Consider the following 20,770-nt stretch of genomic DNA (forward strand, 5'->3'; position numbering starts at 1 on the left):
GAAGCAGACCCAAGCGTAGAGGTGAGAAAAATATCAGTAGATATTTGAATAATATGAGATTCTTCCAAGAACTTCACAAGGGTCCTTGTTAGTATTATTGAGGTTTGAGGGAGATTTTCATGAAGTTAAAAAGTGTATCTATTTTTACCGCTGGTGTTTTTGCAGTACTGCTGTCGGGTTCCGTTTTTGCTAAATCATACAGTACACCAGAAAACAAAGCGCTAATAGTTGCTGACGGTAAGGTAGGTCAGCGTATCTGTTACTACGATGATAAAGCCTACACCACAGGGGCCGTGATTAATGTTGAAGGCGTATTACTGATGTGTACCGCTGAGAACGATTTTGAAACCAATGGCTCGTTAAAGTGGGTCGTGTTCAAAAAAGATAAATAAACGCGCCGAAGTTGTCTGTTTCATTTAGAGCGGTTTAAGATTAAGAGATTGGAAAAATAAAAAGCGAGCATCATGCTCGCTTTTTTCATTAACGCGCGAGTGAGCGAGTTTTTAATTCAAAGATAAGTTTTTCAGCACTTACTTCAAATTTGAATCGAGCCGTCGCTTGGTTCGATTCTTCGGTTATTTCTGAAACATTGTATTCAACATCAGCACATACTGATTTAGCGAGCTCGATGTATTTTTGTAGTTCAGACTCTAGCTCTGTTTTTGTCTGTGCGAAAACCGTTACGTCGGCAACTTCGTCACCTTCTTTGATGATAAAGCCTATCTCGCCAGCACAGCCGCAGGCCTCACATACTTGGTTTTTTTCTAATTCGACACTCATAACGAATCCTCTTGTAAATACTAAGGGTATTCTATCAGGTATTTGATCTGTATCTACAAAAATGACGACTTTTGCGTAAAAAAGGAACAGAATAGGCACTTGTTAAGTAAGGGTTAAAGATTGGATTACTAAATCATCAAGAACGTTAATGTGATATATATCAACATTTAAAATCAATTAACGAACATAGTGACGAGATTTTGCTCAGTCCAGTTGAACTAATGGTTAATTTATAAGACTATTTCTTGATTGATTATTTTTAATAATTATCATTCTTGGTCTTTGAATAGTTTCGATGAATAATTGGCGCAAGGTTTTGATGAGACTAACTTTTCGCCTTATTTTGAGTAGCATGTATTGACAAAAACATAACTGAAAATTACACATTACGCAGTGTAAAGACGTTATGGTTTGGAACTCGACATGATATTAAATAGTCGCAATACATATACCCAAAGCGCTTTCAAGTGCAGCGCTTAGCAACCTGATTTCTAGGTTTTCGCTAATCGAACCGCATCGGCGAGCCGGGTATAATGCTAAGAATGATTTCATTCTGGCCTCATTTAATAGTGAGTTAGATGGATTTACAAAGAGAAGAGCTTAAAATATGCCAAAGCGTAGTAAAGAAGATACCGAAATCACTATCCAAAAGATCATGGATGCCGTTATTGATCAGCTACTCAGATTAGGTTACGACAAAATGTCGTACACGACGCTAAGCCAGCAGACAGGTATATCGCGTACCGGTATTAGCCATCATTTCCCTAAGAAAACGGACTTCACCGCCGCACTGGATGGCCGTATCTTTAAAATGTTTATTGAACACTTAGAGTTTGATAAAGGATTAAATGCGTTTTCACAAAGTTGGATTAAAGCGCTGGAAGATGCTGAGTTTCTCGCGATTTTACGACTGCTATTCCATCACATTGTCACCGCTGAAAATGCGCAAGAATTTGCTGCTAATGGTATTGACCGCTTATACAAAATGGTTGAAAGCCAGTTTGGTGCGGGTGGTGACAAAGAGCTTGAGTGGTTGATTGGTCGATCATTGATCCAAATGAGCAAGTAATAGCCTTTAAAGCCCCAAATTCTGCCACTATCAAAGCAAAGGCCCGCAATTCTCATATTGCGGGCCTTTGTCGTATCAAAGTGTTTTAGAGACGGCTTAGAGGAGATACGCTTTATGCTGCGGCATGCACTTGAGGGAAGTCTAGCGTCGGATGTTTTGTCACAATAGAGCGATAGCCATAAACTTGCTCAATGCGCTCTGACGTTAGTGCATTCCATGGCGTGTCATCACAAACTAGTTTCCCGTTATGCAAGAGCACAAGGCGGTCTGCGTACTGAGAGGCTAGATTCAAGTCATGTAACACCACAACCACCGCTGCGTTTTGTGCTTTTGCCGTTTCACGAGCAATTTTTAACGTGTTGTGTTGATGGGCGAGATCCAACGCTGAGGTAGGTTCATCAAGCATTAAGATTCGTTTTTCGCCAGATTGATGTAGTTGTGTCATCACTCGTGCTAGATGCAGTCGTTGCTTTTCTCCACCAGATAAAGACGGGTACAGGCTTTCTGCTAAATGCAATACGTCGGTTTGTTCCATGTAATGTAAAGCCAGTTTAGTGGTTTCTTTATTGGACAGTGATAGCGGTATTGCCCCCAGCTCTACTACTTCTCTGGCTAGAAATGGGAAGGTTAAGGTGCTGTGCTGCGGGAGCATTGCAATATGTTTGGCGCTTTTTTCAGGCTCCCAATCATGCTTTTGTTTACCGAAGTAGGTGATGTGATGATTCGAAGAGATCTCACCGCATAGAAGCTTGAGCAAAGTACTTTTACCTGCGCCATTGGGGCCGAGTAGGGCGGTCACTTCACCAGCTCGGATATCAATGTTGATGTCATCGAGCACCACACGGTTGCCATACGTCATCGAAATGTTTTTCCCCGATAAAACGATCTGGTTCATTACAAAATCTTCCCTTTTTGCTGGAACAATAAGTAGATGAAAAAGGGCGCGCCAATCAATGCGGTCACGATTCCAACTGGTAATTCAGCTGGTGCCACGGCAACACGAGCAAACATATCTGCGACAGTAAGAAGCAGTGCTCCCATTAAGGCAGATATTGGTAATAGCGTTCGATGGTCAGGCCCAGCGAGCATGCGCCCTAAGTGAGGAATCACGAGCCCAATAAAGCCAATTGCACCACTGATGCTCACCGTAATACCAACACCCAGTGCAGAAAGTAAAATAAGCTGACGTTTGAGTTTTTGAACCGGAACTCCTAAGTGTCTTGCTTCTGATTCCCCTAACAACAGAGCATTCAGCGCCATCGACTTCTTCTGAAACCAGAGCAATAGGATGACGAGTGTTACAGCAGATAGAGCAATCCCTGACCAATTTGCACCAGCTAATGAGCCCATCGACCAAAGCGTCAAGTCTCGCAGCATCTGATCATCTGCGATAAAGTTCATGTAGCCAATCGCAGCACCCGAGAGCGCGCTGATGGCAACGCCGGCTAACAACATAATTGTAACTGAGGTACCAAACTTACTTGTGCCGAGTTTATAAACGAGAATAGTCGTTAGTGCACCGCCAAGGAAAGCAAAAAGAGGCAAAGCCGCTAAGTTCATTAGTTGCGGATAGTTTTGGCTAAATTCAGCAAATACAACAATAGCGAATGCACCACCAAGAGCAGCGCCAGCAGACACACCAATGATACCAGGCTCGGCTAATGGGTTACGGAACAAGCCCTGCATAACCACACCACAAATTGCCAAAATGGCGCCGATGAACATACACAAAATGGTGCGAGGCAATCGGATTTCGTTAATGACCAACTGAATGTGAGGAGCGAGATCAGAACTGCCTCCCGTTAGGCTACGCAAACTGTCAGCAAAGCTAATGTTCATTGGGCCAACGGTAATAGAGGCGATAGCAATAAATGCTAAAAATCCACTAAGCACTGATAACGTCGTTGAAAGGGGGATGCGTCTTAACAACATGTCATGTCTCTATGGGTAAAGCAGTGCATTCAAGCGTTTAGCTTCTGCAAGGCTTTTAAGGCCCAAACCACCTACCAGAGCATGGCCATCAATCGTTATGATGTCTTTGTTCTTTCCAGCGGGTGTTGCAGCAAGAAGCGGCATTGCTTTTAAAATTGCATCGGCACCACCCAACGTTTCATAGCTGCGACCACTAACAAGAATCACGTCAGGCTGCATCTCTACCATCGCTTCTGTGGATAGAGGCTTGTAAGACGAGAGTTGTGTAGCGGCTGGGTTTTGTCCGCCGGCGAGTTGAATAATTGCATCGGGTGTCGTTTGTGAGCCCGCAACATTTGCAGGTCGCCCTTCATGGATCAGCAGAAAGAGCACTTTCTTTTTCTTCGCTTGATCAGGTTGGTTTGCATTGAGTGCTTGTACTTGCGCCTGGACATCTTGCTTTAAGCTTTCAGCTTGAGCTTTGCGATCCATAAGGTTCGCAATTTGATCAATACGTTGATAAAGGCCCTCGACATTTGCATCAGTATTAACGATTTCTACATCTACGCCAGCCGATTTCAATTGGCTCAATGTTGTTTTCGGCCCCATCTCATCAGAACCAATGACTTTTGTCGGACGTAAGGCGAGCAACCCCTCCGCTGAAAGACGACGATGGTAGCCCACTTTAGGCAGTTCCATTCCTTTTGGTAATTGACTGGTGACGTCGATAGCAACCAAGCTATCTTTAGCGTCGAGTTCAAGCAAGAGTTCAGTGACGGCGCTGCCTGCGCTAACAACGCGCTCTGAGGATGGCGTTTCATTGGCAAAAAGTTGACTACTCGCAAGTAGGGAAATAGCTGCCGTGACAACAGCATGAATAGTGATGCGTGTGTTCTTCATTTTGAAAGGATCTCTATCTTACTTATTTTTATGATGGCTCTTCAGTGAGTAACTGAGTTGCTTGAATTCCGTTTTCTTGTAAAAAGCCGAGAAGTTGTACTAGCGACTGAATATTCGCGGTTTTTTCTGCTCCAATTACAATCGGTTTATCGCTTGACTTACTCTCTTCTAACAGCGCGAGGGTAAAGTTGTCCCAATCGATATATGTCTTGCCGTTAATAGCCCAGTAAGGCTCGTCTTTAAGAATATTTACCGTGATGGATTGCTTATCGACATCTGCAACAGCCTGAGATTCTGTGCTCGGTAAATTGACGTCTAATGAATCGAGTTTGACCGCTGCGGTTAACATCAGGAAAACCATGACGATAAAAATAATGTCTAACAGCGGTGTTAAATCGGGGGTTAAACCGTTACGACTATTTTCTTGTGGTGTTTTAATCATTGAGTTGCAGCCTCAATCTTCTCAGAAGAGCGCAGTGTTACTTTTGAGTGGTCTGGCGAGACATGCTGTAACGAGATACCTTCAAGCCATAAGTTGACGTAGTTTAAAGTGTGCTCAAGCTTGGCGATTACACGATCCGCCCACAAACCAATGATCTGCGCTCCTGAAATGGCAGGAAGTGCGATAATGAGACCCGCGGCAGTGGTGCGCATAGCAAGACCTAGGCCGTCAGCCAAATCATTCGGAGTGATATTCCCCGTTGAAACCGCGATGCCTTTAAACATGTCAATTAAGCCAAGTACCGTACCAAGCAAGCCAATTAAAGGACTGATGACACCAATCAGCGTCAGCAAACGAAGGCCGGAATGCAACTGATGGCGTTTTTCTTGCAGCCAAATACCTGCGGCATCTTCTCTTAAAGATTTCGAGAAAGAATGATGAGCAAGCAACATCGCAACACCACGGTACAGAAGCGGCCGCTTATTCGACAACTCTTCAGCAAGTGCTTCAAGCTCGCTCCCATTTGTTGGGTCTAATCCTGTGAGCTTTTGGCGAATGGCTCGCTTTCCTACACCAAGGCTAATTAACACATGGAATAATCGCTCGGCGATGATCATCACGGTTAGAGCTGAGCAAATGATCAAAGGCCATGTCATCAGCCCAAATTGAGTTTGTAATTCTTGTAGTTGTTCCATTATCCATCCAACTTAAAACGAACAGGTACTTGTACTCGGTGAGCGACTTTTAGCCCACCTGAAATATGTGGTGTAAATTGCCACTGTTTGATCGCACGAAGTGCTGAGGCATCTAGCGACTCTGTGCCGGAAGACTCAATCAAAACCTGTTTAATCTGGTTACCATTCTCATCTAGCCATATCTCATACAAGGCTACACCTTCAATACCGCGTCTTTGTGCAGATCTTGGGTAACGGGGTTGTGTTGGTTGACTCACAAACGTTGGTTTGTCGACCAAGACAGGCTGAGACGTTGCCCCTTTGGATTGGCTCGCAGGTGCGGATTGTTGAGCTACCGTCTCTTTCTTCACTGGTTCCGTTTTTTTCTTTGGTTTCGCTTCGGGCTGAACCTTTTGCTTTGTTACGGTTTTGGTGGGCTCGACCGCTTTAGGTTTAGATTGTTTAACCGGTTCAGGTTTTTTCTCTACTACCTTCTTCTTAACAGCGTCTTTCTTGACGACCTGTTTTTTTACAATCTTCTTTTCTGGTTCAGGTTGGTCTTGAGGCTGCTGCTCTTTTGGTGGCGCTACATTTTCTGGTGTAGATTTTTCGACAGCGGGAGGAGCAGACACAAGATTTAGACTTACCGAACTTGCTGGGTTTCCAGCCGGCATCGCGAACACCTTTGTCTCTTGAGAAACAAAAAGAAGTGCGGCATGGATGGCAAGGGAAGCACCTCCTGCAATGACATATCTTTGTACGTTCACGGAATATCTCGGGAAACTATGAAAACTTGGGCAGATTATTACTTACAATGGAAATAAGATCAATTATCAATTGCATTATCATTACGCTCAAATTATGATTCTTGCAGAATTTTTAAGATCAGCTTCCATCCCTTACATGATGGGAGTTAAGCGAGTATATATGAGCGTCGATATCGATAAGCTTGATGAATCAGTGTTGGGCAGTGATAGTCCTGATCCATTGCGATTTGCTTTTGTTAAGAAGCATTCTGCACATGCCGGGGGAGCGAGCGTACCTGTGCCCTCGTCTCAACAACAGGCGATTTTTTCGAGTATTACGGCTAACTCAATTAAAGCGACCAATAAACGCTGTCTTTATATTCATGTTCCGTTTTGTCGCGTTCGTTGCACTTTTTGTAACTTCTTTCAAAATGCTGCAAGTCGCACACTGGTTGATGAGTACTTTGAAGCATTAATGCAGGAGCTTAGAGAGAAAGCGGCATTACCTTGGACACAAAATGGTATTTTTCACGCCGTATATATCGGGGGCGGAACGCCAACGGATTTATCTCCAGTACAGGTTCGTGTGTTAGGCCAGGCTATCCGAGACCACTTTCCTTTGGCTGCAGACTGCGAAATCACCTTAGAAGGTCGCATCAATCGTTTTTCTGATGAGTTGTATCAAGGCGCTTTAGAGGGTGGGTTTAATCGTTTCTCTTTTGGTGTGCAAAGTTTTAATACACAAGTGCGCCGCAGCGCAAAACGTTTAGATGATAGGGAAGATGTCCTCAAACGAGTGAGCGAGATCGCCAAAGAAGACAAAATTCCGGTCATTATCGATTTACTCTATGGCTTACCTTATCAAACCAAAGAAGTGTTAGAGCAAGATTTAAATGATTTCCTCTCGACTGGTGCACACGGACTGGATTTGTATCAGTTAGTGGTTGGTGGGTCCGCTCCCATGCTCAACCTCGTAGAAAAGGGAAAAATCCCGCCACCTGCGACCACACCAGAAAAAGCGGGAATGTATGAGCTCGGTGTGAACTTTATGGCCAAACACCATATGAACCAACTGAGTGTGAACCATTGGGCAATCGATAACCGCGAGCGTAGTTTATACAATAGTTTAGCCAAGACTTATGCAGAGGTATTGCCAATTGGCTGTGGTGCTGGAGGTAATATCGGTGGCTACGGGATGATGCAACACCGCACACTAGAGACCTATATTAAAGCGGTCAAAGAAGGTCAAAGCACCATCGCGATGATGATGAAGCAAAGCCCTCTAGAACCACTTTTTTCTACACTCAAATCTGCGTTTGACCGTGGCATTGTTCAAGCAAATCAACTTCCATCATTTATGGGAGAGGACGCGTTCGGGTTTTTATTGCCTCTATTGAAAGTGTGGCAAGCGAAAGGCTTAGTACAACTACATGAACGTAGCGCAGTCCTTACTCTTGCAGGCAGCTTCTGGGCAGTGTCATTGGCTCAAAGTTGTATTCAGGTACTCACGTCAGAGATGAACGAAACCGTACCGAAAGCATCCAATAATTAATGAAAACAAATTGAACAAAAACGGAAGACACAATGGAATCAATCAAGCAACAAGTTGAAGTATTACTAGAGCAAGAACCACGATTATTGCCAGCTGCGATGGCAGAGCGTCTTGGCATTTCCGAGTTTGAGGTTGTTGCGGCTCTACCTCAGGAAATGGTGGCTATTGCACCAGGAGAGCAAGCGCAAAGCATCTTAGAAAGTTTGGTTGGTTTTGGCCCGGTGACGACCATCGTCCACTCTTTTGGTTCTATCTTTGAAGTTAAAGCGCCGTTTCCAAAAGGAAAAGTGGCGCGTGGCTATTACAATTTAATGGGTAGAGAAGGTGAACTGCACGGCCACCTTAAATTAGATAACGTTAAAAATGTCGCATTAGTCAGTAAACCGTTTATGGGTAGAGAGAGTCACTATTTTGGTTTTTTCTCAGAGTGCGGAAGCAATATTTTCAAGGTTTATTTAGGCCGTAACGAAAAGCGCGAGTTGATTGAAGAGCAAGTCACCGCATTTCGCGCCCTACAAGCCGAATTAAAAAAGTAATCACAAACATAATCGAGGCTTAACTCGAATACTAATTAGTAAAGTCAGGTATCAATATGGATCAACAAGTTAAACAAGAGCGTTTGCAAGGTCGTTTAGGGCCAGAGATCAAAGAGTTCCGTCAGGATCGTCGTACACTTCAGCTTGCAACTGTCGATGCAGAAGGTCGCCCGAATGTAAGCTACGCGCCTTATGTCCAAAACCAGGAAGGTTATTTCGTTCTCATTTCTAAAATCGCTCGTCATGCCCGTAACCTTTTAGAAAATCCAAATGTTTCATTGATGATGATCGAAGATGAAGAGTCTTCAAAGCAGCTGTTTGCTCGTAAGCGCTTAACTTTTGATGCGGTAGCAAATGTAGTTGAGCGAGACACAGAGATGTGGCAACAAGTTGTTGGACAAATGAAAGAGCGTTTTGGTGAGATTATTGATGGTCTAAGCCAGCTAGAGGATTTCGTGTTGTTCAACTTAAAGCCAGAATCGGGGCTATTTGTTAAAGGTTTTGGTCAGGCGTATCAAGTGTCTGGTGATGATTTAGTCGATTTTGTTCACCTTCAAGAAGGTCATAAGAAAGTCGAAAGTGCCTGATTGTAAACCGATCATATGAATGTCGATCATTTGGCATAATGAACGTTTAAAGGGAGTTAGGTTATACTGACTCCCTTTTTTATATTGGAACAAAAGCATGAAACCTGTAAGCAAGGAATTGAGCGAGATTTGCTATCCGTTTATTTACGAGGACAGTCCGGTTTGTGACTTTGAAATTACAGCAGATGAACTTTGTAGTCGTATTGGCCTTGTTCTCGCTATGGAATTGGACAAGTTTAGCCGCGATATACTGACAAGAATGCAGCCTAATGTTTATCATCTAAATGGTTCGGTTCGCGGAAAATTAGCGATTACAGAGACGGAAGTTGAAGAGTTAAAGGCCGATTATGCTTTGCTCAAGCAACGTATTGATGGCGGCTTCAAAGGCTTTGTTCTACCCGGAGGGCACCCGGCAGCCAGTCAATTGCATTTGTGCCGTTGCCAAGCTAAAAAAACGGTACGAGCATTAGTTGCCGTTGAACATACAGGTAAGAAGCAGCCCGCACCTATTTTGTTTCGTTACGCGAACTTATTAGCGAATGTACTTTACAGCCTAGCTTCTTATATTAATCATACTTATCAAGTCAAAGAGACGGAATTCGTTTCTCGTAGTTACGCGATGCCAAAGAAGTGAGCTGAGAAATTAGCGGATGTGAGCATCAGGGATAGGACAAGCACTGCATTATATTCTCAAATCAACTCGTCCAATAAGAGTTAAGAAGTCATAGCTTTGGCTTCTAGCTCTTTTGCTCCGCGAAGTATCGCTTCGATTAGTTCTCCTGCATTGAATTTCTCAAGTGCCTCATGCGCGCCAACTTGGTGAGCTCTGTCTACACAGATTTCGCTCGATAACGATGTGTGTAAAATGCGGTATGAATGGTTCAGAGAGGAATTATTCTGAACTTCAAATGCTAACTCATAACCGTCTAATCCGGGCATTTCAATATCGCTGACCAGAATATCAATTGGGCGATGAGCCGCAGCGTCACTTTTCATCAGTTCCAATGCATCTAAACCATTTTTACAGATTTGATACCCAATATTGATGCTATCGAGTGCGTCACACAGCTGTTTACGAGCGATGGAAGAGTCATCCACCAATAGAATACTGAGTGCTTTTAGGCGTTCTCGCTCAATATCTGTCAGCATTGGTATCTTTGAATTCTCGTACTGCGGATAAATTTTGGAAAGTAGCAGTTCCACATCCAGCATTTGAACAGTTTTGTCCTCGTAGCGAGTAATTCCAGTCACGAAAATATTTTTTCCAGCGCTCGGAGGTGGCGTTTCAATAGCTTTCCAATCGCACTCAATGATCTTCTCTATACTACGAACCATAAAAGCAACCACGGTTCGCAAGCAATCTGTCACGATCAAGTAGCAGCTTTTATATTCTTCTTCACTTATAGGACGAAAGCCAACAGCCGCTGACATATCGATCACTGGTACTGTTAAGTTACGTATCGTAACGGTTCCAATGACGTGATGATGCGAGTAAGGGATCTTCGTCGTTGGCATGTATGGGACGATTTCACGGACTTTTAGCGTACCGATAGCGAAACTCTGTTGCAGGGTGAGCTTAAACATCAACATGCCCTGAGACTGATTCGCTTTGCTAACGACTTTTGCCATGAAAATAACCTTATAAATACCACCGAATTGTGTCTAATCTAATCTTATCAGACGAAGGCTTCAACCATCGGAGAGACAAATGTGAGCTTTTTAGACAATCTTTTAGAGAATAGTGATTAACTGAGCAAAACTTGTTTGTATTTTAAACTCATTATGTAGACGATTTTATATTCCTCGTGTATTTGGGCCTTTACCGCTGAGCTATTATTAAGAAATGTTTGGTCTGTTAAAAAGGATTGGGTACACTTGCGCGACCAGAAGAGTGAGAGATAGATCAATGGCAAATACAGCAGCCGCATTACATATTCTTGTGAAGCACAAAGAGCAAGCGGAAGACATAATCAAGCAACTGAAAAAAGGCGCAAAGTTTCAGACATTAGCGAAGAAGTATTCAACTTGCCCGTCAGGCAAACGCGGTGGTGACCTTGGTGAATTCCGCCGTGGTCAAATGGTACCTCAATTCGACAAAGTGTGCTTTTCTGGCGAAGTGTTAACGCCGCATCTAGTTAAAACCAAGTTCGGTTGGCATGTTGTAAAGGTGCTTTATCGTATTCCCTAAACTTTGGTAAAATCCCCAACGCTAATAGCAACAAGGGGTTACTAATAATTAGGGTATAAGAAATGACCAAGATAGCGTACAGTTACACACGTTTATCGACGGAAAAGCAAATTAAAGGACACGGATTCACTCGCCAACGCGAAGCAATCGAAAAAGTATGTTGCCAACACGGATGGCAGCTTTCAGACCAAACCTTCAATGACCTCGGTGTTAGTGCTTGGAAAGGTGCTAACGCTACCACAGGTGCACTTTCTCAGTTTATCGACCTTGCGAAGAAAGGGGCTATCAGACCCAACTCAGTGTTAATAGTTGAGTCTGTAGATAGGCTGTCTCGTCAACAAGTCGATAAGTCATTACGTTTAATGCTGGAGCTATTGGAAGTCGGCGTGAGTATATTCACATTGTCTGACAGTAAGCTCTACACTACAAACTCTGACAGCGTAATGCTCGACCTAATGATGTGGCTTATGACCGCTCAGCGAGCACATGAAGAAAGTGAGATAAAATCTCTGCGTGTGCGTGCTGCAAAGAAGAAGAACAAAGAGCTTATACGTAAGGGGATAATCGTAACGCGTAAATGCCCCGAGTGGCTTACTGTAAGTGACGACAAGTCTTGTTTCTTAGTCAATAACGAAAGGGCAGAGATAGTTCGTAAGATATTTACATGGTACAGCCAAGGTTTTAGTACAAAGCCCATAGCGCTAAAACTCAATGAGCTTGGCATCCCTTACTGGGGGAAATCATCTACATGGTCGTATAGACATATCCGCTCACTTCTCAAACACCGAGGTGTTATTGGTGAAATTCAACTACTAAAACGCATTGATGGAAGGGATGTCGCTGATGGTGACCCTGTCGAGGACTATTACCCTGCAATTATTGATAGAGGGCTATGGGCGACTTGCCAACAGATTAAGTCGAGTAAGACAACTGCTAAGGGAAGAGTCGTCGAGCGCGGTATGGCAAACCTTTTTCGAGGTCTTCTTAAGTGTGAATGTGGCAGTGGTTTAGCCATAAACTCTTCAACAGTGAAAGGCAGAACGTATCGTTTCTTAAGATGCTCTCAGCTGAAGACGACGGGTTGTCAGGCTAAGAACTGGCACTACGAAAAAACAGAACGAATTTTACTTATTGCCTTGCGTCGTTTTTTGAGCTCCTTCAATGAAGAAGGTCATGAGTCGGCTGTGAAAGAAGCGGAGACAAAGTGCGCGTTGCTCCGTGAAGAGTTGATGGAGAAGCAACGCCAAGCTACTAAATTGCTGGAAATGCTATTGGAAAAAGATAGTGACCTTATGAGGGAGCGCTTTGATAGTATTGAAACACAAGTTAACTCTCTTAAAGATGCACTTAAGTTAGCAGATGAACGAGCTGAAGCTCTATCCTATGAAAAAGACATAGCGTTTGACAAAGTTGATAAACTGCAAAGTGTACTTGAAGAGATTGCTAATGATGACGATGCACGGCACAAAGCCAACGGGTTGCTTCGTCGTATGCTTGATACCATTACATTAGGTGCTGCACCAAATCCACGGTTTAGTGTATTTAAAGAATTTTCAGACAAAGAGTATCAAGGTCTGATGCTTATCAAGCGCAGAGATGGTCACGAGATAAAAGTTGAAGTTCTAAATGACTACAAGATGGCTATCGCTTGGGACGGTGATGATTTCACGGTCATTGAGTGTATGCCAATCCAACAATTTAAGAGCCAAACAAATCCTCAAAACGTTATTGCTATAAGTGGACAGTCTATAGACTTGTTGAATGACGACGGCTGGGTAAGCAGCTTTTAAACCCAAACAATTTTATGTGTAAATTTTGAGCGCGTATTAATATCTTTAGTATGCGCTCATTCCCCCCCATACCCCCCTCTTATCTACCAGTTATACTAATTCAGTTTCCCCATACGCTGTCTCGTAACTTAGTCGAGGCTCTCATCCAGTTTCTACTTGCTGTTTTTGCTTTTTATAAAAGTATTAAGTCTCAGGTAAGAGGTTAGTTCAAAATTTGTACAGGAATAATGATAAAGTGCTATATTATTCACTCTGTCGAATATAGGGAATGAGTCTATGAATGGACAATTAGCACTTCCGTCAGTACCACTAAAGCACCAAACAGAGGCGAATGGCTTTGAAATGGGAGTCATGAGTGACGGAACTCCATACCTCACTGCCAGTGGGTTGGCGTATATTTGTGGGACTGCGAGAAGTAACATCATCACACTTGTTAATGATTGGCAGAATCAGAGGTTGCACCCAAGAGGCAGGATTATTAGCCAAATCATAGAGCGTAATGGTGGCAATCCATCAAAGGACTTACATATACCGATTAAGGTTAGAGGGAAGACGCACCATGCTGTGCCTCATGATATATGTATGGCAGTCCTTGAATACTATGCTTTTGAAAGCCGTTCAGAAGCAGATGTTGCTAGAGACAACTTTCGTAATTTGGCGTCTCAATCGCTAAAAGAGTTTATTTACAAGAGAACTGGATACAAGGGAACTGGGGCGTTACCAAGGCATTTGGAAAGGTACACCAAAAATCGCGCTAAAATCCCCTACACACACTTTTCAATGTTAAATGAGATTACGCTTAATCTCATAGCTCCGCTTGAGGAGGCTGGCTACACTCTCCCAGAAAGCTTAGTACCGGACATATCTGAAGGTAGATTGTTTTGCGACTGGTTGAGAAAGAACAGAGGTGTTGAACCTAAAGAATTTCCAGACTATGAACATGAGTATCCAGACGGGCGGGTCGTTCAGGCGAGACTTTACCCAACTGAATATCTGGAAGATTTTAGGCGACATTTTCATGAGGTATGGCTCAACGAAAAAGCAGCTAAATATTTTGGTGACAGAGACACCGTGGCTTTAGAGTTTGTCTCAAATTTGGCTTTACCAGCGCCTAGATAGAGATAGTTTTGAGTGAAGAGATGTACTAGTAGCTTCTCTTTACTCTTTTACTTTATCTAAACCTTTCGCTTAGCAATTTTTAAGCATAATAAGTTAAAACTTAATCTGAGAATTTTCCAACTTTCTTCTGTAGGCAGTGCAGCACATAAGTGTTTTTCTATACAGGACTTCCGCAGGCTATCATACGCCTATTTCGGATGACTCCTTGTTTGTGTGTTATAGGTCATGCCCAAATGCATACACTCTAACGTTGTTATTTTTGTGTGCTTTAGGTGTTGACTTGTCGATATACATACAATAAGTTAAGCATACATCAACCTAAAGCACTCGTTCGAGGTATGACAATGACAACTCAATCCAATGACAGCAACTCAATGGTCTTTGCTTATGTCCGTGTGTCGACTAAGGAGCAGAATGTGGACAGCCAATTGAGTGACATCTCAAAGTTTTACCCTGATGCGGAGATTACGACAGAGAAAGTGTCGGGTACTGTGCCAGCTAAAGAGAGGGCAGGGCTATCGGTTCTTCTTGGTAAGCTACGTAAAGGAGATACTCTAGTCGTATGGTGGGTTGACCGTTTAGGGCGTGACTATCGAGACGCTGAATCGACTATACGTGAGCTTCTCGACAGGGGCGTGTGTATTAAGACTATCAACCAAGGTCTGACGTTCTCATACTCAAACAAAGATGATGACATGCAGAACATGGTCACTGACATCCAGATTACCATGCTCACGGCTATGGCTGCGGCAGAGCGTAAGAATCGCTTAGCGTCGGCTGAGGCTGGAAGACAAGCGCTTAAAGCTAACCCTGCGAAGTGGGCTGAGAAGTTCCAAGGACGCAAAGCTAATACCAAGCAGCATCAGCGTATCATTGAGTTGTTACTTGAGGGAAAGTCTATCCGTGGTGTCGCTCAGGAGCTTGGCTGTAATGCAAGTACCGTACAGAGAGTGAAGAAGAAGGCGATTGAAGCTGGCACCGTGTTCTAAGTGTCGGCTGATTGAACAATAAGTGCTCACTTAGCAAGCTCTTGCGTGACCATATTCAAGTTATTGCATTCACTAGTGACTACACATAACACAACCAAGTTGAGTTTCGGTATCTTTAGCTCACCTTAAGCACAAAGGAGCATTGATATGAACGACGTCTTAACTATTAAAGCCTCTAATCATCTTGATACTCAAACGCTGCTTACAACGCAAGACTCGCAGCTGCACCAAGAGGTGTGGGGGAACGTTAAAGCGTTAGTAGAGCTTGGTGTCTTTGAGGACGCTACAAATGGCATTGAGAATGTCTTAGCGCCTTACATGGCAGAGCTTAACGCCGAGCTTATCTAGGTCACTTGGGCGGGTGCAACGCCTGCCCTTGTCTGTTTTAGTTAGGTCAAACCATCGAGGTATCAACGCTCTCATCCCCTGCCTTTACGCTCTCTTTGAGTCTCAACGCAATGCCAATCGAATTACGACTGCCTATAGGGCGCAGCCCGATACGGTGAGGTTAGAAGCTGGTTTAACTAGGGAATGTCACACTAAAAGGGATGTAAGTGTTATTTAGATGTAAAGACGCTAAGTGACTGAAATTAAATTATTTCCCCTTTTTTGTGTTAATAATCTGTAATTACGACTGCCTATAAGAACAAACCCAATGCGGACTGTAGCCGCCAAACCACAGCAAGAAGTCACACATCAGAGTCACGCACTGAGTGGGCTTCAAGGCCATCACCTCGTAACCTCTCGGCTTCATAGAGAGTGAGTCTTAATGCCTTGGGCAAGCAGAGAGACAAAGAGCAATACATGCACCAGACGCAAAGCTTAAGAGTTCTCTTTAAGGGAAGCTTTAAGCTTGTAAGACGTGCTGGTGTAGGGCGTGGATACTTAAAGTCTGTCTTAAAGACGTGATTGTAGTTATTAACAATAACAATCACTTACTTAAAGCTAACTCTAAGCTTAACTTGAAGTAGCTCTCATAGATACTTTAAGCTCTGCGTCTTCTATCTATCACCTCATATCATTCCTTTCAGCCCGCTTTTAGTGGGAGTGTCATGACAACGGTAATCAATCATTTCAAATCCCCCACTGGAGAGTTCCTAGTAGCGTTTAGCTTGTCTTTAAGGTTCTTCTTTGAGCTAGCTATGGTTCTCTCTTTATGTTTTCTCTTTATATAGGTGCGGAAACTAAATAAACCATGAAATACATAAACTTAATGACATTTGACGATGAAACATGGCTTGACGTTGAAGGATATGAACTACCCGACTTTGCAAGTGATGACACTACAACGACATCTAGAAGCGCGACAGGACGACCAGCCAAAAGAGTATCGATACAATTGCCCCAAATGAATACGGACAAACCACCAGCTTGGCTTGATGATGTCGTCTCTGGTGTACTCAACTGCTACTTAGAGAGGAAGAGTACAAAAGGAAGTAGCGGCAAGAAGGCTTACGTGGATAAGTACAAGTTGATGGCCTTGCTACAGCAACATTCACGAGTGTACACGTCAAAGTCAATTCAAGAGCTACTTGGTGTCAAGGAAAGGCAGGCTCAGAAGTATATGGAAGTGCTTTCAACATTAAGCATCTTTGTTAACTCTAAGAATGAGGTGGTCAATCTATCTCAAGCTGCCTGATTGGCTCTCATCACTCCACAATTCACAAAAGGCCACCACAAGGTCTACTTCACTTCAAACCCAACGCTTAACCGCAAAGCCATGCTGTCAGCTAGTCACTACGAGTCTTTCGTTGGTGTAGTTGGCTATGTGGGGCTTTCGGTGTGGCTTTACGATTAAGGACTCAATATGAATACACAACTTCAAACGACACATCTATTACACAACGCTCAGCACCCACTAAGTATCTATTGCGATGGTTCAGCACCAGACAATCAGCACGGGTGTCTTCAAGGGGGTGTTGGTATCGCGGTTTACGACGCTCTTGGTCAATGCGCCTATGAGTACTCATCCTCGGTTCGCAGGACTGGCGGTGTCACCAGCCAAAGGGCTGAGCTTCTGGCTCTCATCATTGCCTTACTTGTAGCAGGTGAGGGGGATAATGTCTTTAGTGACAGTCAGTACTGTGTGCGGGGCTTCAATGAATGGCTTGATAGCTGGAGGCGTAACGCTTGGCGCAACTCAAGCAAGAAGCCTGTCGCTAATCAGGACTTATGGATGCTGATAGATGAGCTTAAAGCTATTCGCCCATATGTTACTGTCGAGCACATAGCTGGACATTCAGGTATCAAAGGCAATGAACATTCAGACCGCTTAGCCCGTAAGGCTGTGAGCAACAGTCAAATGCTTTTATAAAATAGGTATGTAGAAGGCGCACAGCGACATGCAGCGCTTTCTATTTTTCTATATCCTTAACCCTTTTGAGGTTACAGGTTTTTCTCACAAAGTTTCAATAAGTTTTTGACGTTGATATAAACAACTGTACCAATACTGTGTGAGTTGGAAAGCAAGAATATTCATATAGGTACTTAGATATTTTCCATGATGTTTCTTAGTTTATTTCTTAATTCATATACGCTGTATGGAGGGGTTCGCCGATGAAGCATAGCGTGACAATTTGGACATACCGGTACTAAGTCTTTCACTGGATCTACCTTATATTTCTTACCTATCTCACTCATAGGGGTAATATGATGTACATGGATAAAATCTTCACCGATTGAGCCATAAGTATTCTTAAAATTAATGTCACAAACCTTACAAGAAAGACCATGATGGGCGATACAAGCTGCTCTAGCTTTGGGGTTTCGCTCAAAGCGATTTACTTTAACCTGCATAGTTGCTCCTTCAAAGTAAGATTCCAACTGTTCAGGGTAAAGCTCCCTAGTTAACACTACTTGTTCTATAAACTTTGCGTATTTCTTCAGAGCCTTAAAGCAATCGTTAGCTTCGTTGTCTGACAGTTTAGAGTAAAGGTAGAGCTTAAAGTCGAAAATAACGCCTACATCGAGTTCATAAATATCAACAACGACATTTTGTCTGAAGCAGTTATTAACGTCCTGAAGTCTCTTTACATACATCTGAGCGTCTTCATTTGTTAGTTTGATACGATTGCTATGAGTCAGATACTTGATGAACTCATCACAGAAAGGTATGTGGAGTTTGTCTGTTATTTTTTCCATCTTTATACTTGTAATCTCTCAATGTAAAGAGGCTTAGCCTCTGAGGGGATATCTATTTCACTTTCAACAATGAATCAATCGATTTAAGAGTGTTAATGATGTCACTAGTATTTTGCTCAACGTTAAACTCCTTTTCATCCCTGTAATCCCATTTGGCGTTAATTATAGATTTGTAGACCTCGACTTGGGTACTGACCTTTTCATATTGCCTGTTAGAAATAATACATTGAAGTCCATGTATAGCATTTATGTCTAAGTAGACATTATGGGGTTTATGTAGAGCCTTTGATATATTGTGCTTAACTGGAATAACAACATTGTTGTACTCTTTTCTTGTATCGCGCCATAGATTGAACCTATGCGAAAGAAGACCACCGACCAATACACCAATTAAGCCACTAGAGATTGCTGTTAGAACTTGACTCACTGCATACCCTCACTTTCTAAAACGATTAATAGGTTCTCATTTATATGATTTATTAACAATTAGTTATAAGTGATGATTGTCATACAATGTCATTTAGACTAGAGAACTAGTACCCGTAGTCTATCATTTTTAGCTCAACCCCGTGTTTGTTGAACAATTATACTTAAGAACATAACTCGCTTTGTTTTCTTGTAACGAGTGTATTCAACGATGAACAACTTTGGGTAATTGACTCAAGTATTAAGGTGCTTTACAGAACATAAGGCTTGGTATCGACCTAAACATTGTCAGATGAAACCCACAAGCATTAAATATCATCTGTACGGTCTCTTTTCACCAATCACTACCGTTATGACATGGCAGATACATTCTGATCTGCCATGCTCCACCAAACGCCAATCTTTCCAAACTAGAAACTCATTTATATGCAGTTAACTTGGCTTTTCTCATAAGTCGTTATTCTATTTCAAGCTTTGATATGAGGATACGTTTGCCGGTTGTATCAATTATCAATGCTATTCCTTGCTGGCGAACTTTGGTTCATGTTCGGGCGCCATTCGCATATGATAGCGACCTTATAAAAATTAATCCTGTTCATAATTTAAGATGTCCCTGACTCATAAAGACTATTTTAAAATCGCATTTCCTTTCATTGTTTCTACGGTTACCCAACCATTATTGGGGGCGGTGGACACCGCGGTGATCGGAAAACTCGGTGTGGCTGAGATGATTGGTGGTGTGGCGATCGGCACCGTCATCATGAATACCTTGTATTGGCTGTTTGGCTTTTTCCGCGTCAGTACTACTGGGCAAAGTGCAATCGCATTAGGTAAAAATAGCCCAGAAGATCAAGCGAGTAGCTTATTCCGTCCTTTCGTGCTTTCGCTCTGCCTTGGCTTGATTTTCATTGCGTTGCAGTCCGTGATTTGGATGGGGGCAGAGCTGATTATCTCCCCTGATGCCGTCGTGGCAGAAAACGCTAAGATTTACTTCGATATCATGATTTTTGGTGCGCCGTTTGTACTGCTGAACTACACCGTGATTGGTTGGTTGATGGGGCAGGCGAAAGCCAAAGAAACCTTGTTCACGCAAGTATTCGGTAACGTGCTGAACATCGTGTTGGATATCGTCTTTGTGTTGTACTTCGATATGGGCATTGCTGGTGTTGCGGTGGCGACACTTATCGCGCAAATCTCGACGTTTGTTATTGGTGCGGTGCTGGTGCTGAAAACTTGTCGCTTCCCGCTGTTTGATTACATTCAGACCGCAAAAATGACGCGTAAAGATCTCAAAGTTATCGCATCTTCCAATATGGATCTGCTGCTTCGTACTGTGTGTCTATTGGTGTTCTTCAACATGATGGCGCGTGTGGGCTCTCAGCTTGGCTCTGATGTGCTTGCGGCGAACGCAATCTTGATGCAAGTGACCTTCATCGTCAGCTACATGTTCGATGGTGTAGCGAATGCGTCGAGCGTCTTTGCAGGTAAAGCAGTTGGGCAGAAGAATCCGACATTGCTTGATAACGTGATTAAGCTAAACACGCAATGGACCGCGGCGTTTGTTGTTGTATTGACCTTGCTGTTGGTGCTGTTCAAACACCAAGTAGTGTCGTTGTTTACCACTTTGCCAAACCTTGTTGTGCTGTATTTGGACATGAGCCCTTGGTTATTGGCATTCCCGTTGGTTGCTGGTTTTGGTCTGACGTTTTACGGCATCTTTACTGGCACAGGGACGACGCGACCAGTACGTAACTCTACCTTCCTAACCATGGTGTTGTTCTTAGTGACGCAATTTATTGCGGTGCAATATTGGGGCAATCACGGTTTGTGGCTGGCATTCACTTTGTTCTACGTTGGGCGCTTTGTCTTCTTATTCCCATACCTCGATCAAGTCAAACAAAAGTGTCAGTAATTCACGCT

Annotated in this window: 23 protein-coding genes; 14 read left to right on the plus strand and 9 right to left on the minus strand. The window is 43.2% G+C overall.

Features of this window, described 5'->3' with window-relative positions; translation table 11 throughout:
* Positions 1-119: 119 nt before the first annotated feature.
* A complete protein-coding gene (locus R7E38_RS13170; protein ID WP_005375306.1) occupies positions 120-392 on the plus strand; it encodes a YnjH family protein in 273 nt (90 codons plus the stop codon).
* 88 nt (positions 393-480) lie between these two features.
* On the opposite strand, the gene R7E38_RS13175 is transcribed toward R7E38_RS13170, so the two are convergent.
* Positions 481-780, minus strand: a complete 300-nt coding sequence (locus R7E38_RS13175; protein ID WP_005375307.1) for a YfcZ/YiiS family protein — start codon at positions 778-780, stop codon at positions 481-483.
* Positions 781-1,387: 607 nt separating this feature from the next.
* Here R7E38_RS13175 and R7E38_RS13180 point away from each other — a divergent pair.
* The gene (locus R7E38_RS13180) at positions 1,388-1,849 is read left to right on the plus strand and encodes a TetR/AcrR family transcriptional regulator (protein ID WP_005385033.1); all 462 of its coding nucleotides are present in this window, start codon (positions 1,388-1,390) and stop codon (positions 1,847-1,849) included.
* 112 nt (positions 1,850-1,961) lie between these two features.
* Here R7E38_RS13180 and R7E38_RS13185 read toward each other — a convergent pair whose 3' ends face one another.
* The 6 genes from R7E38_RS13185 to R7E38_RS13210 are packed head-to-tail and all read right to left on the minus strand — an operon-like array spanning position 1,962 to position 6,543.
* Positions 1,962-2,744, minus strand: a complete 783-nt coding sequence (locus R7E38_RS13185) for a heme ABC transporter ATP-binding protein (protein ID WP_005385036.1) — start codon at positions 2,742-2,744, stop codon at positions 1,962-1,964.
* A complete protein-coding gene (locus R7E38_RS13190) occupies positions 2,744-3,781 on the minus strand; it encodes a FecCD family ABC transporter permease (protein WP_226084004.1) in 1,038 nt (345 codons plus the stop codon). The genes R7E38_RS13185 and R7E38_RS13190 overlap by 1 nt, the downstream gene beginning before the upstream one ends.
* Before the next feature lie 9 nt (positions 3,782-3,790).
* Positions 3,791-4,660, minus strand: coding sequence for a heme/hemin ABC transporter substrate-binding protein (locus R7E38_RS13195; protein WP_005375320.1), 870 nt, complete (start codon positions 4,658-4,660; stop codon positions 3,791-3,793).
* A 28-nt stretch (positions 4,661-4,688) separates the two neighbouring features.
* The gene (locus tag R7E38_RS13200; RefSeq protein ID WP_005375322.1) at positions 4,689-5,102 is read right to left on the minus strand and encodes an ExbD/TolR family protein; all 414 of its coding nucleotides are present in this window, start codon (positions 5,100-5,102) and stop codon (positions 4,689-4,691) included.
* Positions 5,099-5,797: a MotA/TolQ/ExbB proton channel family protein gene (locus R7E38_RS13205; RefSeq protein WP_005385044.1), complete on the minus strand. Its 699-nt coding sequence runs from the start codon at positions 5,795-5,797 to the stop codon at positions 5,099-5,101. The genes R7E38_RS13200 and R7E38_RS13205 overlap by 4 nt, the downstream gene beginning before the upstream one ends.
* Positions 5,797-6,543, minus strand: coding sequence for an energy transducer TonB (locus tag R7E38_RS13210; protein ID WP_064354554.1), 747 nt, complete (start codon positions 6,541-6,543; stop codon positions 5,797-5,799). The genes R7E38_RS13205 and R7E38_RS13210 overlap by 1 nt, the downstream gene beginning before the upstream one ends.
* 160 nt (positions 6,544-6,703) lie before the next feature.
* Here R7E38_RS13210 and hutW point away from each other — a divergent pair, with 160 nt between their 5' ends.
* The 4 genes from hutW (at position 6,704) to R7E38_RS13230 (ending at position 9,831) form a co-directional block, all read left to right on the plus strand.
* Positions 6,704-8,074: a heme anaerobic degradation radical SAM methyltransferase ChuW/HutW gene (hutW, locus tag R7E38_RS13215; RefSeq protein WP_226084003.1), complete on the plus strand. Its 1,371-nt coding sequence runs from the start codon at positions 6,704-6,706 to the stop codon at positions 8,072-8,074.
* A gap of 32 nt (positions 8,075-8,106) precedes the next feature.
* The gene (hutX, locus tag R7E38_RS13220; protein ID WP_132936320.1) at positions 8,107-8,610 is read left to right on the plus strand and encodes a heme utilization cystosolic carrier protein HutX; all 504 of its coding nucleotides are present in this window, start codon (positions 8,107-8,109) and stop codon (positions 8,608-8,610) included.
* A gap of 56 nt (positions 8,611-8,666) precedes the next feature.
* Entirely contained in the window at positions 8,667-9,197 is a 531-nt protein-coding gene (gene hutZ / locus R7E38_RS13225; RefSeq protein WP_213873868.1) for a heme utilization protein HutZ, read from the plus strand.
* 97 nt (positions 9,198-9,294) lie between these two features.
* Entirely contained in the window at positions 9,295-9,831 is a 537-nt protein-coding gene (locus R7E38_RS13230) for an ATP:cob(I)alamin adenosyltransferase (RefSeq protein ID WP_226084002.1), read from the plus strand.
* Between the two features lie 80 nt (positions 9,832-9,911).
* On the opposite strand, the gene R7E38_RS13235 is transcribed toward R7E38_RS13230, so the two are convergent.
* Positions 9,912-10,826: a chemotaxis protein gene (locus tag R7E38_RS13235; protein ID WP_226084001.1), complete on the minus strand. Its 915-nt coding sequence runs from the start codon at positions 10,824-10,826 to the stop codon at positions 9,912-9,914.
* Between the two features lie 277 nt (positions 10,827-11,103).
* Here R7E38_RS13235 and ppiC point away from each other — a divergent pair, with 277 nt between their 5' ends.
* From ppiC to R7E38_RS13270, 7 genes are all read left to right on the plus strand, one after another.
* Entirely contained in the window at positions 11,104-11,385 is a 282-nt protein-coding gene (gene ppiC / locus R7E38_RS13240) for a peptidylprolyl isomerase PpiC (RefSeq protein WP_005479216.1), read from the plus strand.
* A gap of 62 nt (positions 11,386-11,447) precedes the next feature.
* The gene (locus tag R7E38_RS13245; RefSeq protein ID WP_226084000.1) at positions 11,448-13,175 is read left to right on the plus strand and encodes a recombinase family protein; all 1,728 of its coding nucleotides are present in this window, start codon (positions 11,448-11,450) and stop codon (positions 13,173-13,175) included.
* Between the two features lie 276 nt (positions 13,176-13,451).
* The gene (locus tag R7E38_RS13250) at positions 13,452-14,294 is read left to right on the plus strand and encodes a hypothetical protein (RefSeq protein WP_203506003.1); all 843 of its coding nucleotides are present in this window, start codon (positions 13,452-13,454) and stop codon (positions 14,292-14,294) included.
* A gap of 344 nt (positions 14,295-14,638) precedes the next feature.
* Positions 14,639-15,283, plus strand: a complete 645-nt coding sequence (locus R7E38_RS13255) for a recombinase family protein (RefSeq protein WP_213895283.1) — start codon at positions 14,639-14,641, stop codon at positions 15,281-15,283.
* Positions 15,284-15,430: 147 nt separating this feature from the next.
* Complete coding sequence (locus R7E38_RS13260) at positions 15,431-15,631, plus strand: hypothetical protein (RefSeq protein WP_213895284.1); 201 nt, start codon at positions 15,431-15,433, stop codon at positions 15,629-15,631.
* An 847-nt stretch (positions 15,632-16,478) separates the two neighbouring features.
* The gene (locus R7E38_RS13265) at positions 16,479-16,922 is read left to right on the plus strand and encodes a hypothetical protein (protein WP_213895285.1); all 444 of its coding nucleotides are present in this window, start codon (positions 16,479-16,481) and stop codon (positions 16,920-16,922) included.
* A 168-nt stretch (positions 16,923-17,090) separates the two neighbouring features.
* Positions 17,091-17,597, plus strand: coding sequence for an RNase H family protein (locus R7E38_RS13270; protein ID WP_213895286.1), 507 nt, complete (start codon positions 17,091-17,093; stop codon positions 17,595-17,597).
* Between the two features lie 173 nt (positions 17,598-17,770).
* On the opposite strand, the gene R7E38_RS13275 is transcribed toward R7E38_RS13270, so the two are convergent.
* Positions 17,771-18,424 (minus strand): HNH endonuclease, encoded by a 654-nt coding sequence (locus tag R7E38_RS13275; RefSeq protein ID WP_203505992.1) that lies wholly within the window; start codon positions 18,422-18,424, stop codon positions 17,771-17,773.
* Positions 18,425-19,457: 1,033 nt separating this feature from the next.
* On the opposite strand from R7E38_RS13275, the gene R7E38_RS13280 reads away from it, so the two are divergent.
* Positions 19,458-20,762: an MATE family efflux transporter gene (locus R7E38_RS13280; RefSeq protein ID WP_226083996.1), complete on the plus strand. Its 1,305-nt coding sequence runs from the start codon at positions 19,458-19,460 to the stop codon at positions 20,760-20,762.
* The last annotated feature ends 8 nt before the right edge of the window (positions 20,763-20,770 follow it).

The organism is Vibrio sp. Vb2131 (assembly GCF_033338535.1).
Classification (GTDB): Bacteria; Pseudomonadota; Gammaproteobacteria; order Enterobacterales; family Vibrionaceae; genus Vibrio; species Vibrio alginolyticus.

Bases quoted from the DNA above. Each gene is read 5' to 3' on its own strand.
- R7E38_RS13170 (WP_005375306.1), top strand. From the start codon at position 120: ATGAAGTTAAAAAGTGTATCTATTTTTACCGCTGGTGTTTTTGCAGTA.
- R7E38_RS13255 (WP_213895283.1), top strand. From the start codon at position 14,639: ATGACAACTCAATCCAATGACAGCAACTCAATGGTCTTTGCTTATGTC.
- R7E38_RS13180 (WP_005385033.1), top strand. From the start codon at position 1,388: ATGCCAAAGCGTAGTAAAGAAGATACCGAAATCACTATCCAAAAGATC.
- R7E38_RS13230 (WP_226084002.1), top strand. From the start codon at position 9,295: ATGAAACCTGTAAGCAAGGAATTGAGCGAGATTTGCTATCCGTTTATT.
- R7E38_RS13235 (WP_226084001.1), bottom strand. From the start codon at position 10,826: ATGGCAAAAGTCGTTAGCAAAGCGAATCAGTCTCAGGGCATGTTGATG.
- R7E38_RS13245 (WP_226084000.1), top strand. From the start codon at position 11,448: ATGACCAAGATAGCGTACAGTTACACACGTTTATCGACGGAAAAGCAA.
- R7E38_RS13205 (WP_005385044.1), bottom strand. From the start codon at position 5,797: ATGGAACAACTACAAGAATTACAAACTCAATTTGGGCTGATGACATGG.
- R7E38_RS13195 (WP_005375320.1), bottom strand. From the start codon at position 4,660: ATGAAGAACACACGCATCACTATTCATGCTGTTGTCACGGCAGCTATT.
- R7E38_RS13250 (WP_203506003.1), top strand. From the start codon at position 13,452: ATGAATGGACAATTAGCACTTCCGTCAGTACCACTAAAGCACCAAACA.
- R7E38_RS13270 (WP_213895286.1), top strand. From the start codon at position 17,091: ATGAATACACAACTTCAAACGACACATCTATTACACAACGCTCAGCAC.
- hutX (WP_132936320.1), top strand. From the start codon at position 8,107: ATGGAATCAATCAAGCAACAAGTTGAAGTATTACTAGAGCAAGAACCA.
- R7E38_RS13185 (WP_005385036.1), bottom strand. From the start codon at position 2,744: ATGAACCAGATCGTTTTATCGGGGAAAAACATTTCGATGACGTATGGC.
- R7E38_RS13200 (WP_005375322.1), bottom strand. From the start codon at position 5,102: ATGATTAAAACACCACAAGAAAATAGTCGTAACGGTTTAACCCCCGAT.
- hutW (WP_226084003.1), top strand. From the start codon at position 6,704: ATGAGCGTCGATATCGATAAGCTTGATGAATCAGTGTTGGGCAGTGAT.
- R7E38_RS13175 (WP_005375307.1), bottom strand. From the start codon at position 780: ATGAGTGTCGAATTAGAAAAAAACCAAGTATGTGAGGCCTGCGGCTGT.
- R7E38_RS13260 (WP_213895284.1), top strand. From the start codon at position 15,431: ATGAACGACGTCTTAACTATTAAAGCCTCTAATCATCTTGATACTCAA.
- R7E38_RS13275 (WP_203505992.1), bottom strand. From the start codon at position 18,424: ATGGAAAAAATAACAGACAAACTCCACATACCTTTCTGTGATGAGTTC.
- hutZ (WP_213873868.1), top strand. From the start codon at position 8,667: ATGGATCAACAAGTTAAACAAGAGCGTTTGCAAGGTCGTTTAGGGCCA.
- ppiC (WP_005479216.1), top strand. From the start codon at position 11,104: ATGGCAAATACAGCAGCCGCATTACATATTCTTGTGAAGCACAAAGAG.
- R7E38_RS13280 (WP_226083996.1), top strand. From the start codon at position 19,458: ATGTCCCTGACTCATAAAGACTATTTTAAAATCGCATTTCCTTTCATT.
- R7E38_RS13265 (WP_213895285.1), top strand. From the start codon at position 16,479: ATGAAATACATAAACTTAATGACATTTGACGATGAAACATGGCTTGAC.
- R7E38_RS13190 (WP_226084004.1), bottom strand. From the start codon at position 3,781: ATGTTGTTAAGACGCATCCCCCTTTCAACGACGTTATCAGTGCTTAGT.